The organism is Streptomyces sp. NPDC056527, from assembly GCF_042794475.1.
Classification (GTDB): domain Bacteria; phylum Actinomycetota; class Actinomycetes; order Streptomycetales; family Streptomycetaceae; genus Streptomyces.
In genome coordinates this window covers 24,053-35,903 of sequence record NZ_JBHTTQ010000077.1, presented here as the reverse complement: position 1 = coordinate 35,903, position 11,851 = coordinate 24,053, and the positions used below count along the sequence as shown (strand labels likewise).

Annotated in this window: 11 protein-coding genes; 2 read left to right on the top strand and 9 right to left on the bottom strand. The window is 71.8% G+C overall.

Features of this window, described 5'->3' with window-relative positions; all coding sequences use genetic code 11:
* Window positions 1-29: 29 nt before the first annotated feature.
* The 5 genes from ACFQ7Q_RS28170 to ACFQ7Q_RS28150 form a co-directional block, all read right to left on the bottom strand.
* On the bottom strand, window positions 30-593 hold the full coding sequence (locus tag ACFQ7Q_RS28170; protein WP_383559888.1) for an RICIN domain-containing protein: 564 nt from the start codon (window positions 591-593) through the stop codon (window positions 30-32).
* A gap of 157 nt (window positions 594-750) precedes the next feature.
* Entirely contained in the window at window positions 751-2,064 is a 1,314-nt protein-coding gene (locus ACFQ7Q_RS28165) for an NlpC/P60 family protein (RefSeq protein WP_383559886.1), read from the bottom strand.
* Between the two features lie 77 nt (window positions 2,065-2,141).
* Window positions 2,142-2,411 carry a hypothetical protein gene (locus ACFQ7Q_RS28160; RefSeq protein WP_383559885.1) on the bottom strand — a complete coding sequence of 90 codons (270 nt, stop codon included), beginning with the start codon at window positions 2,409-2,411 and terminating at the stop codon, window positions 2,142-2,144.
* Window positions 2,412-2,421: 10 nt separating this feature from the next.
* On the bottom strand, window positions 2,422-3,144 hold the full coding sequence (locus ACFQ7Q_RS28155; RefSeq protein ID WP_383559884.1) for a TetR/AcrR family transcriptional regulator: 723 nt from the start codon (window positions 3,142-3,144) through the stop codon (window positions 2,422-2,424).
* A 175-nt stretch (window positions 3,145-3,319) separates the two neighbouring features.
* Entirely contained in the window at window positions 3,320-4,255 is a 936-nt protein-coding gene (locus tag ACFQ7Q_RS28150; RefSeq protein ID WP_383559882.1) for a diiron oxygenase, read from the bottom strand.
* 168 nt (window positions 4,256-4,423) lie between these two features.
* Here ACFQ7Q_RS28150 and ACFQ7Q_RS28145 point away from each other — a divergent pair, with 168 nt between their 5' ends.
* Complete coding sequence (locus ACFQ7Q_RS28145; RefSeq protein ID WP_383559880.1) at window positions 4,424-5,533, top strand: ferritin-like domain-containing protein; 1,110 nt, start codon at window positions 4,424-4,426, stop codon at window positions 5,531-5,533.
* 80 nt (window positions 5,534-5,613) lie between these two features.
* The gene (locus ACFQ7Q_RS28140) at window positions 5,614-6,423 is read left to right on the top strand and encodes a hypothetical protein (protein WP_383559878.1); all 810 of its coding nucleotides are present in this window, start codon (window positions 5,614-5,616) and stop codon (window positions 6,421-6,423) included.
* A gap of 67 nt (window positions 6,424-6,490) precedes the next feature.
* On the opposite strand, the gene ACFQ7Q_RS28135 is transcribed toward ACFQ7Q_RS28140, so the two are convergent.
* The 4 genes from ACFQ7Q_RS28135 to ACFQ7Q_RS28120 are packed head-to-tail and all read right to left on the bottom strand — an operon-like array spanning window position 6,491 to window position 11,473.
* Entirely contained in the window at window positions 6,491-7,969 is a 1,479-nt protein-coding gene (locus ACFQ7Q_RS28135; RefSeq protein ID WP_383559877.1) for a penicillin-binding transpeptidase domain-containing protein, read from the bottom strand.
* Window positions 7,966-9,345 (bottom strand): FtsW/RodA/SpoVE family cell cycle protein, encoded by a 1,380-nt coding sequence (locus ACFQ7Q_RS28130; protein WP_383559876.1) that lies wholly within the window; start codon window positions 9,343-9,345, stop codon window positions 7,966-7,968. Before ACFQ7Q_RS28130 ends, ACFQ7Q_RS28135 begins: the two co-directional genes overlap by 4 nt.
* A gap of 56 nt (window positions 9,346-9,401) precedes the next feature.
* Window positions 9,402-10,694, bottom strand: coding sequence for an ATP-binding protein (locus ACFQ7Q_RS28125; RefSeq protein ID WP_383559875.1), 1,293 nt, complete (start codon window positions 10,692-10,694; stop codon window positions 9,402-9,404).
* Window positions 10,691-11,473, bottom strand: coding sequence for a hypothetical protein (locus ACFQ7Q_RS28120; RefSeq protein ID WP_383559873.1), 783 nt, complete (start codon window positions 11,471-11,473; stop codon window positions 10,691-10,693). The genes ACFQ7Q_RS28125 and ACFQ7Q_RS28120 overlap by 4 nt, the downstream gene beginning before the upstream one ends.
* Between the last annotated feature and the right edge of the window lie 378 nt (window positions 11,474-11,851).

The following is an 11,851-nucleotide window of genomic DNA, read 5'->3' as shown; positions in this document are numbered from 1 at the left end:
GGCAGGTGCCCGGCGCCCGCCCATGGGCTTTACCAGGCCACGGACCTGTTTCTGAAGCCCTGGTTGTCGCCGTAGTGGCAGTCCCACAGCCGCGCGCGGGCGCCCGGCTGCGTGCTCCAGTCGGCTATCTCCAGGCACTTGCCATAGACGTACGCGTGGTCCATGTAGAGAATGCCGTCGCCGCCGAAGAAGTTCTGGTTGAGGCCGTAGTGGCAGTCCCACTGGTTGGCGGTCGCACCGTTGTTGCGCCCCCAGCCGCCGATCTCCAGGCACTTGTTGCTGTTGACGTTGACGTAGTAGGACGACCCGACGAGATTGTCCGAGCGCCAGAAGCGGTGCCACTTCTGGTTGGCGCCACCGGTGCAGGGCCACTGGCGGACGGCCGCGCCGTTCGCCGTGCTCCAGTCCGCCACCTCAAGACACTGGCCGGAGTGGTCCACGCGGATCTCGACGGTGCCGAGGTAGGTGAAGGACGGCTCGGCCGCCTGGGCCGGAGCGGCCGAGACGCCGAAGACGAGGCCGAGGGATGCGGCGAGAACGAGCAGTCCGCGGCGGGCGCGGACGATCGGGTTGAACTTCATGGTCCTCTGCAATCAAAAAGGTTCCGGCCTGTGGCCGGAATTCATTGTCATGATCGCATAAGTGTCCGCATCAACTGATCTTCCCCGTACGCCACTTGATGCCATGAATCGGAATGCCTTCCTCCGTTCTGTCTGCTTCGGTGCATCGGTCCTCGCCGGGTGGAGGTGCTCAGGCCGCGCCCTGATCGAACCCCTCGTCCGTGCCTTCCGTGGCCCCCGCCGGGAGCTCGGGCGGTGTGTAGGACGGGAGGGCCGTGGCGGCCGGGTCGGGGCGGACGGCCCCGAGCAGGGGGTTGGCGGCGATCGGGGAGACCTTGACCTTCGCCCCGGGGCGGGGGGCCTGCACGACCAGGCCGTGGCCGAGGTAGATCGCCACATGCGTGGCCTCGGGGAAGTAGACCACCAGATCGCCGGGGCGCAGCTCCCGCAGGGACACCCTCGGAAGCGTCCGCCACTGTTCCTGGCTGGTCCGCGGGATCTCCCGGCCGGCGCTCGCCCATGCCTGCGAGGTCAGCCCCGAGCAGTCGTACGACTCCGGCCCCTCGGCGCCCCACACGTACGGCTTGCCGATCTGCCGCACCGCGTAGCGCAGCGCCTCCCCGCCCCCCTGTGAAGGGGTCCGGGCGGTGTCCAGGGCGCCGGAGTCGAGGAGTTCGCGCTGCGCTCCCGCGGTCTGGGTCCGCTCCAGTTCGGTCAGCCGGGCGAGCTGGTCGGCGGAGAGGGTGGCGAGCAGCTTCTGGACGCCCTTCAGTTTCACCTGGACGTCGTCCCGCTGCTTCCTCTGTCGCGCGGCGAGCGTCTGCTCCCGGTCCAGGGCCTGGCGCGAGCGGCTCGCGAGCGTGTCCGCCTTCTTCTCCGCCTCGGCGAGACGGGAGACGGTGCCCGCCCGGTCGCGTGCCGCACGGGCCATCAGATGTCCCTGGTCCAGGGCGCGCTGGGGGTCGTTCGAGAGCAGGAGCCGCAGATAGCCGGAGAGCTCCGAGCGGCCCTGGTACTGCTCGCGCGCGAGTCTTCCCGCCGCGTTGCGGCCCTCGGCGAGCGCCTTGCGGGCGGCGGTGAGGGCGGCGGTGACCTTCTTGGTGTCGGCGGTCTGGAGCCGTAGGTCCTCGCCGGTGGCGTTGAAGGTCTCGGTGGCCTGCTCGGCCTGGCGGTAGAGGGTCTGGAGCCGGGTGAGGAGGGCGGCGACGGAGTCTCCGCCGGCGGGTGGGAGTTCGGCGGCGTCGTCGAGGGGGGTGCCGTCGGCGGGGTCGGTGGTGGTGTCCGCGGTCCCGGCCGGTGGGGCTGCCGGGAGTTCGCCGTCGGAAGGCGGCTCTTCGTCCGGCGGATCGACCGGTGGGGCCGTCGATGCCTCGCCCGCGACCTCGGCGGGGGCCTCCACCGGCGGGTCCGCCGGATCGTCGGCGGTCGCCGGCGGAAGCCCCGCCAGCGCCGTCGTCGCGACCAGCACCCCCGTGCAGACCGTGCGCCGCAGCCTTCCTGACACGTCATCACCTCCACGGAGATGATGGGCGTGCCGGCCGGTGCGATGAGCTCACGAAGGGGCGATTCGGGCTAAGCGGCTCACCCGTTCGGCTTGGACCAGGGCCACTTCAGCTCGCGGCGTTCCCGCCCCTCGGGGGTGTACTCGTAGACCCAGCCGCGCTGGATCCCGAGCCGTTTGGTCCGCCCGGCCGGCTCGCGCCGGTACGCGTGGACGGTCGGGGGCCCGCCGTCGGCGTCCGGCACCGGTACCTCGTACCACTTCGGCGGATGTCCGGTCGGACCGACGAGGACGGGCAGGACCCGCCCGTCCAGGGGGCCGCCACGAAAGAGGGTGTTCTCGCTTCTCACGCCACCAGTCTCATATGAGGTGTGCCGCCTCGCTCACCACGGGGGTCACTCGTCGCGCCAGGGTGCCGACCGGCCCCTCCGCGCGCTCCTGCGCGAGGAGCCGCTTGACGACCGCCGCCGTCTCCTCGTCGCTCGCGGCCGTGGCCGCGAGCAGCGCGATCAGATGGTCGACGAGCCAGTCCCGCAGCTCCGCGGCGGGTGGCTGCTTGTCCTCGTCGAGCCAGATCAGCGAAGCCGCCTCCACCGCGGCGATCCAGGTGCGGACCATCATCCGCAGCCGGGGGCCGGGCGCGTCGACCCCCAGGTGGACGAGGATCTGCTCGGCGGCGGCCCGTCGCACCTCGTCGACGATCGCCGTCGTACGGGAGGTCTCCGCGACGCTCCCGCCCTGGAGCAGGGCGCTGAATCCGGCGTCGTGCTGGTCGACGAAGGTGAGGTAGCGGTCGAGGACCCGGCCGAGGCGCTCGGTCGGCGGCCCGGCCGCCGGCTCGAAGAAGCACCGCTCCAGCGCGTCGGCGGAGGAGCGCAGCGCGGCCTCGTACAGCTGCTGCTTCCCGCCGGGGAAATAGCGGTAGACGAGCGGCCGTGAGACTCCGGCCGCCTCGGCGACGTCGTCGAGGGAGACCTCGTCCGGCGCCCGGTGCGCGAAGAGCGTCAGGGCGGCGGCGAGGAGCTGCAGCCGCCGTTCCTCGACGCTGAGCCGGCGGTACGCGGGCGAGGCGGCACTGGTCATGCCTCGCAGGGTAGCTCCGCGAGGTGTCACGCAGGGGAGTCGTGTCGATGTGCGGCTCCGCCGCGCGGCCGCGCTCGCCGCCCGCGCGGGTGCGTGGCCACGCCGACGGCCCCGACCCCGTATCCGATGTGCGGCCGCCGCGTGGCCACGGTCGCCGCCCCGCGCGGACCGCCGCTCACGCCAGCAGCCCGGAGGACTTCCACAGGCGTCGGCCCGGTCCCCGCAGCACCCCGATGTCGTCGAGGAAGTCCGTCAGCCGCTTGGCGCCCGACTGCATCACTTCTCGGCGGTGGCCGCTCGCGCGGACCTGGGCGAGGGCCTGGCGGCGGTCCAGGCCGACGTTCTCGTACACCTGGGGGTTGATGAAGCAGGTGGAGAAGACGCGGGCGGCCTCGCCGCAGCTGAGGCGGGTGAACTCCTGCTCCCAGCGGGGCGCGGTCACCATCTGGCGCCGCAGCTCCTCGCGGGCGTAGCGCACATGCCGCGCCTCCTCGACGACGTGGATGCGGGTCACCCCGCGCACCAGGGTCTGGACACGCTCGTCCGGGAAGGTCAGGCGCTGCATCCAGTCGAGGATCTCCTCGCCGAGGAGGGTCGCCGCGAAGGAGCCGGGGGTGGTGGAGACGGTCTTCAGGACGCGGGCGAGATTGTGGTAGATCCGCGGGACCCGGTACGCGGGTGCGCCGCCCTTCTGGATCATCCGGGCGAACATCATCGAGTGCCGGCACTCGTCGGCGATCTCGGTGAGCGCGTAGCGCACGTGGTCGCTGGTGAGTGACTTGTCGTAGATGTGCCGGACGAGCAGCTGCATCAGGATGATCTCGAACCAGATCCCCAGCGAGGCGAGCGAGGCGGCCTCGTGCCGGGCGAGGTCCATCCGCTGCTCCTCGGACATCTTCCGCCACAGCGGGGTGTCGTAGAGGGAGACCAGCTCAGGCGGCCAGAACCACTTGCCCTCCTCGACCGGGGCCTCCCAGTCGAGCTCGGTCTCCGGGTCGAAGGAGTGCTTGAGGGAGGACTCGAGCAGCCGCGCGGCGACCTGCTCCCGGTCGCGCAGGGGGCCGAGGGCGTCCCGGATGAGAGTGAAGTCGTGCTCGGTCCGTGTGGTCATGACGGTGAGACACCTCGCTGTGCACGCGGTCGAGTTACCTGTGGTCACCTCTTATGAGACTGCTCGTCAGCAAGACCGTCAATCCCTTGCGCACTACTTGTTGACCCTCTGTCTACCAACGTGTGAGCCTGCCGGAAGGAGCACGTTCGGCGAGCGAAGGAGTCGTCAGTGTCGACGCACGACCTTTACGTGAAGGCCCCGAGGGAATCCCTCTGGAACGTCCCGGCGACCGGGCAGGCCCGCTTCAACTGGGAGTACGAGGACGGCCGCGAGCGTCTCCTCGCCCTCTACCAGAAGGGCAAGGACAAGCAGTGGGACGGCGCCACCCGCATCGACTGGGAGCTCGAGGTCGACCCGTACGACCCGCTCGGCACCCCGGACGACGTCCTCACGCTGCACGGCACCCGGCACTGGGCGAAGATGACCGAGAAGGACAAGGGGGATCTGCGCAGGCACTACGCCTCCTGGCAGTTCAGCCAGTTCCTCCACGGCGAGCAGGGCGCGATGGTCTGCGCCGCCCGGATCGTGGAGTCGGTCCCCGACCTGGACGCCAAGTTCTACTCGGCGACCCAGACGATGGACGAGGCGCGGCACGCGGAGATCTACGGCCGCTTCCTGCACGAGAAGGTCGGGATGCTCTACCCGATCAACGACAACCTCCAGGGCCTGCTCGGCGACACCCTGCGCGACTCGCGCTGGGACATGCCGTATCTCGGGATGCAGGTCCTCATCGAGGGCCTGGCGCTGGCAGCCTTCGGGATGATCCGCGACACGACGGACAAGCCGCTCCCGAAGCAGATCCTGGCGTACGTGATGCAGGACGAGGCCCGGCACGTGGCCTTCGGGCGGATGGCGCTGCGCGACTACTACAAGCAGCTGTCCGACGCGGAACTGCGCGAGCGCGAGGAGTTCGTGATCGAGGGCTGCTACCTGATGCGGGACCGGCTGCGCGGGGTCGAGGTCCTGGAGAACTTCGGCATACCGAAGAAGGAGGCGGAGGAGCTCAGCGAGCAGAGCGAGTTCCTGCACCTCTTCCGCAAGCTGCTGTTCAGCCGGATCGTCCCGTGCGTGAAGGACATCGGCCTGTGGGGCGAGCGCCTTCAGAAGGCGTACCTGGACATGGGCGTCTTCGACCTCGGCGACTCGAACCTGGATCTGCTGATGACCCAGGACGAGGAGATCGCCGAGGCGCTGGACCGGGAGCGCTTCGCGGTGGAGGAGGGCGAGCGGATCGCGGAGGTCGACGAGGCGATCGCGCAGGGCGCGGCGGAGGGGTAGCCGCAGGGGAAGCCGTCGGGGCGGGTCCGGGATCGGACCCGGAGCGTGGGTGCGCGTACGGGTGACGTAGCGTGCCCGGCATGACCATGCCGCCTTCGCCGAGCCAGCCGCCCCACAACCCCTACGGCGGGCCCGTGCCGCCCCCGCACCAGCCCGGTGCGTTCGGGGCTCCGCAGGGCTTCCCTCCGCAGGGTGTCCCGCCGCAGTACCAGGGGCCGGGCGCCGGGGCGTGGGGGCAGCCGCCCATGGGGCCGCCGCCGAAGAAGAAGCTGTCGGCCGGTGCGATCGTCGCCATCGTCCTCGGCTCCCTGGTCCTGGTCGGCGGTCTCGGTTACGGGGCGATCGCCGGGCTCTCCGGTGTCACCGGCTCCTTCCCCGAGGCGACGCACAAGCTGGTCGTCCCCAAGACCCTTCTCGCCGGCGAGTACACGCTGGTCTCCGACCTCTCCGAGACCGAGGGCAAGGAGATCGAGGACACCCCCGACCTCACCGTGAAGGACGCCGAGGCGGCGGTCGGGCAGTACAGCGGCAAGGACGAGTCCGCCCTCGTCGTCTCCGGGATGCACGGACGGATCAAGAACGCCGAGCTCACCCGTTCGTCCATCCTCAAGGGCGCCGCCACGGAGAAGGGCTCGACGCTCGTCGTCCGGCCCAAGGACTTCACCCCCGCCGGGTACGGCGTGACCATCAGCTGTCAGGTCACCACGTCGAAGGACGCCCTGGGCACGACCACGCTCCCCATGTGCGCCTGGGGCGACGACAACACCGCCGCCGCGGTGGCCCGGGTCACCCCCGAGTCGGCGACCGCCGACCCGAAGGACATCGACCTGGCCGAGCTCGCCGAGACCACGGCCAAGATCCGCGCGGAGATCCGCAAGCCGATCGGCTGACGTCCTCGGAAAGCCGATCGGCCGACGTCCTGGCAAGGCCGATCGATCGGCGTCCTCGGACAGTCGATCAGCCGACGTCCTCGGAGGGGGCGGGGCGCAGCGCCTCCTCCATCACCGCCCGGGCGATCGGTGCCGCGCTGCCGCCGCCGCTGATGTCCACGCGGCTGGCCTCCGCGTCCTCGATGACGACCGCCACCGCCACCGCGGGCTGGGCCGCGTCCTCGGCCTGCGCCCAGGCGATGAACCAGGCGTACGGCGTCCCGGTGTTGCCCAGTCCGTGCTGGGCCGTGCCCGTCTTGCCGCCGACGCGCGCCCCGGGGATGGCCGCGTTGGTGCCCGTGCCCTCCTCGACCGCCTTGACCATCAGCCGCTGCAGTTGGGCGGCGGTCGAGGGGCGCATCGCCTGGCGGAAGCTGCGGCGCCCGGTGGTGTCGACCGTCGTGCCGCCGGACGTCGTCGTCCGTTCGACCAGATACGGGTGGGCGATCTCCCCGTTGTTGGCGACCGCCGCCGCCACCATCGCCATCTGCAGCGGGGTCGCCGTCGTGTTGAACTGGCCGATCGACGACAGCGCCAGCTGGTCGGGGCTCATGTCCGTGTCGAAGTTGGACCTCGCGACCCAGGCGGGGACCTTCAGACGCGTGTCGTCGAAGCCGAACCGCTCGGCCGCGTCGACCATCCCCGTCAGGCCCACCTCCACCCCGAGCCCGGCCATCACCGTGTTGCACGACCACTGGATCGCGTACGCCAGCGAGGCGTTCCCGCACCCCTTCGCGGCGTTCGGGAGGACCTGCCGCGTGCCCGGCAGCACGAAGGGGTCGGGGGTGTCCGTCGGAGCGTCGACGTCCGTCACCACGTCCGCGTCGAGCGCCGCGGCCGCGGTCACGATCTTGAAGGTCGAGCCGGGGGGATAGGTCTGCCGGATCGCGCGGTTCAGCATCGGCTGGTTCGGCGAGGAGTTCAGCCGTGCCCACGCCTCCTCGACCTTCGGTCCGGTTCCCGACAGCAGCCCGGGGTCGTACGAGGGAGAGGAGACCAGGGCCAGGATCCGTCCGCTCGACGGCTCGATCGCCGCGACCGCCCCGCGCTTCCCGCCGAGCCCCCGGTAGGCGGCCTCCTGCATCGACGCCCGGACCGTCGTCACCGCCTTCCCGCCCGGCTGCCGGCCCCGGGTGACGTCGTTCCAGAACGGCAGCGGGGCGAGCAGCGCGCTCGTACCGGCGAGGATGTCGTCCTCGGCGCTCTCCACGAACGCGGTGCCGTACGTCTGGGAGGCGTAGCCGGTCACCGGGGCGTACAACGGGCCCTGCTTGTAGGTCCGTTCGTAGCGCAGCTGCTGCCCGCTGTCCCGTGAGCCGGTCACCGGCCGTCCGTCGACGAGGATCGCGCCGCGCGGCTGGCCCCAACGGGCGATCGCCGGGCGCCGGTTGGCCGGGTTCTCGTCCAGTTCGTCCGCCTGGAGGACCATCACCCGCGCGGCGTTCACCAGGAGCGCCACCAGGAGGAGCAGGCAGAGCGCGGCCGCGCGGCGGATGTACGGGATCACCGGGCGTCCTCCACGATCGGGGCGATGACCCCGGTCTCGACGGCGTCGGGGAGCGGGGCGCGGGCCGAGTCGCTGACCCGGATCAGCAGCGCCACGATGACCCAGTTGGTGACGACGGACGAGCCGCCCTGCGCCAGGAACGGCATGGGCATGCCGGTCAGCGGGATCAGGCCCATCACCCCGCCGGCGATCACGAAGACCTGGAGCGCCAGGATGGAGGCGAGGCCGATCGCGAGGAGCCGCCCGAAGGGGTCGCGCAGGGCGAGCCCGGCCCGGTAGCCGCGTGCGACGAGCAGCGCGTACAGCAGGAAGAGGGCGGTCAGTCCGACCAGGCCGAGCTCCTCGCCGGCCGTGGCGAGGATGAAGTCGGACTTCGCGGCGAATCCGATCAGGATGGAGTGCCCGAGTCCGAGGCCGGTGCCGAGCACTCCGCCCGCGGCGAAGGAGAAGAGGGACTGCGCGAGCTGCCCCGGCCCGTCGCCCGCCTCGATGGAGGCGTACGGGTTCAGCCAGTCCTCGACCCGGCTGTGCACATGGGGTTCGAAGGAGCCGACGGCGAAGGCCCCGACGGCCGCCAGGAGCAGCCCGACGGCGATCCAGCCGGTCCGGCCGGTCGCCACGTAGAGCATGATCACGAAGAGTCCGAAGAAGAGCAGCGAGGTGCCCAGGTCCCGCTCCAGGACCAGCACGCCCACGCTCAGTACCCAGATCGCGGCGATCGGCCCGAGCACCCGGCCGGTGGGGAACTGAAGCTTCCAGATCCTGCGGCCGGTGTACGCCAGCGCGTTGCGGTTCGCCGCGAGGTAGGCGGCGAAGAAGACGGCCAGCAGGATCTTGGCGAACTCGCCCGGCTGGAAGGAGAGTCCGCCGATCCTGATCCAGATCTTGGCCCCGTTCACGGCCGGGAAGAAGATCGGCACGAGCATCAGGGCGAGCGCGGTGGCCATCGACAGGTACGCGTACCGCTGGAGCACCCGGTGGTCGCGCAGCAGCACCACGACGGCGATGAAGAGTGCCACCCCGAGCGTCGACCAGACCAGCTGGGTGAAGGCGGCCTGGTCGTGGGGGGTCTCCAGGTCGAGCCGGTAGATCAGCACCAGGCCGAGCCCGTTGAGGAGCACGGCGATGGGCAGCAGCAGCGGATCGGCGTACGGCGCGCGGAAGCGGACGGCGAGATGGGCCAGGAGCGCGAGCGCGCCGAGACCGGCGCCGTAGCGGACGGCGTCCGGTGGCACGGCGCCGCTCCTGGCCAGGCCGACGTCGGCGTAGCCGAGCACGGAGATGAGGACGGCGCAGACGAGGAGGGAGAGTTCCACGCCGCGGCGCTTCGGGGTGAGCGGCCCGGGCGGGGGAGCGTCCGCCGTCGTTGCGGTCATGGTTCGCAACGTAGCAAGCGGTAACCCTTATATCCCTTATGTGTGACGGTGTGCCGTCAGTGCTCCGGCTCGGTCTCCCGCACGTCGAAGGAGACGTACTCCGGCAGGGTCAGCCGGGCCAGCGCCCCGCCCCCGTCGTCCGGCGCCTCGCCGAAGACCAGCTCCGCGCCGATCACTTCGGCCTGCCCCACCGCGATCGTCAGCCCGAGCCCGTGCCCCTTTCCGCCGCTCTCCGTACGGAACCGCTGCGGCCCGGTCGCCAGGAGGTACTCCGGGTATCCGGTGCCGTGGTCCCGCACCGTGACGACCGCGCCGTCCACGGTCAGGACCACCGGTGGGGCGCCGTGCTTGTGCGCGTTGGCGACGAGATTGCCGAGGACCCGCTCCAGGCGCCGCCTGTCCGTCTCTACGGTGGCGTCCCGGACGATCCGCACCTCGGTCTCCGTGCCCGACGCGCGCACCACCCGCCGTGCCAGCGGGGCGAGGTCGTGCACCGCCAGATCCACCGTCTCGTTGCGGGCGTCGAGCCGCGAGATCTCCAGCAGGTCCTCGGTCAGGTCGCGCATCGCCTTCACCCGGTCCTGTACGAGCTCCGAGGGGCGGCCCTGCGGCAGCAGTTCCGCGGCGGCCGACAGGCCGGTCAGCGGGGTGCGCAGCTCGTGCGCGACATCGGCGGTGAAGCGCTGCTCGCTCTGCAGCTTGCGCTGGAGCGAGGAGGCCATCGTGTCGAGCGCCCCGGAGACCGTGGCCACCTCGTCCTGGGGGCGCGAAGGGTCCTTCGTACGAGGGTCGTTGACTCGCGCGTCGAGGTCGCCCGCGCTGATCCGCCGGGCGACCTGGGCGGTCAGGTGCAGCCGCCGGGTGACCCGGGTGACGGCGAAGGCGCCCAGCAGCAGCGTGGCCCCGATCGCCAGGACCGAGGAGCCCAGGATCGAGCGGTCGAGCCCGTCGATGGTCTCGGCGCTCGTCGTGTAGTCCTGCTGCACGGCGAGGACGCGGCCGTCCGCGGGGCCCGCCGCCCACATGGTCGGCCGGCCCTCGTGCTCCACGACCACCGTGCCGCGCTCACCCCGGAGGGCGAGGGCGCGCAGCGAGCCCGGCAGACCCTCCGGGTCGATCCCGGAGAACCGGGGGAGCGGGTCGCCCGCCTCATAGGCGCGGGTGGCGGCGGTGAGCCGGGTCAGCGCCCTCTCGCGGGAGTCGCTCACCGTCTGCCCGGCCACCGAGACGTGCACGAGTACGCCGAGCAGCGCCGCCAGGGCGCAGCACATGACCGCGATGAAGACCGTGGACTTCCAGGTGAGGGTCGCGGTCCAGGCGGGGAGGCGCAGCCTCGCGCGCCGGGTCACCGGGGCTCTCCGGAGAGCACGTCGGCCGAAGGGGACGGGGTGGGCGAGGGGTGCGGAGGCGCCGTGGGCTCCACGAAACGGGGCCGGGGGGTCGAGGAGGGGGACGGGACCGGCGGCTTGACGCGCACGATCTCGTCCCGGGCCGGCAGCATCGCGCGCTGCTGCTCGTCCCAGGACCAGGCGGTGCGGTACTCGTACCCGGGAATCCCGGCCGAGGAGGCCCGCACGATCACGTCCCGGCCGGCCAGCTCCACGCTGATGACCTGCTCGATGGTGGACATGATCCGGGTGAGGCCGTCGTTCTCGGCGAGATAGACCCGCAGGCCGACCTGCTGATCGGGCATCCGGATGCCGACGATCAGCTCGTCGCGGCCGTTGCCGGTCAGGTCGCGGTAGTACGGCCGCATGACCGGGCATTTCGCGGGCTCGGTGGCGCACCGGCCGATCTGCCGGGCCGTCTCCTCGTACATGCCGTCCGCGCCGGAGTACGTGTCGGGGTGGGCGTTCACCTCCGCCCGGACCACGGCCACGGCGTCGACGCGGTGGACGTCGTTGTCGGGGGCCTTGATGCCGGGGACGCTCTGGGTGTCGGTCTCGCCGTAGTCGAGGGGCGGCTCGCTCGCGGGCGGCAGGTCGGGCCAGAGCCGGACCGGGCCGACGGCGGTGGGCGTGGGGCCGGCGCTCTCCAGTCCACCCACGCCGCCGCAGCCGGAGAGCACGAGCGGCGCCGCCGCGGCCAGGGCCACGGCGGCGACGAGCGGCCGTCCGCGCGGTCTCACACTGCTCCTCGGGGCTGATGGGCTCGCTGCTTCACCGGGTCGGCGAAGAGGATGACGTTGTCGGTGCGGTGACCGTCCTTGATCGGGCCCCCACAGGTGATCAGCCGGAGCACGGGACGGTCGGTCTTCCCGTAGACCTTATTCGTAGGGAAGTCCTTTTTGTCTACCGGGCCGGGGTCCACGCCCGCCGCCGGTGCCACCAGGCGCGTCGGCTCCGAGGCGGGCGGGGGCGGCCTCGTGCCGGGCCGGGGCCGCCGTGGCGTTCCGTACGCGCACATCCGGCGCGGGGGCGCCCGCGCCCGCGGAACGGGCGAGCGGGCCCCCGCCGACGGTCAGGGCGGGTGCGGAACCGGCGAATGGGCCCGCGGCGGGCGGACC

Coding starts and splice junctions, on each gene's coding strand:
- ACFQ7Q_RS28155 (WP_383559884.1), bottom strand. CDS start 3,144: ATGACCAGTGCCGCCTCGCCCGCGTACCGCCGGCTCAGCGTCGAGGAA.
- ACFQ7Q_RS28150 (WP_383559882.1), bottom strand. CDS start 4,255: ATGACCACACGGACCGAGCACGACTTCACTCTCATCCGGGACGCCCTC.
- ACFQ7Q_RS28140 (WP_383559878.1), top strand. CDS start 5,614: ATGACCATGCCGCCTTCGCCGAGCCAGCCGCCCCACAACCCCTACGGC.
- ACFQ7Q_RS28130 (WP_383559876.1), bottom strand. CDS start 9,345: ATGACCGCAACGACGGCGGACGCTCCCCCGCCCGGGCCGCTCACCCCG.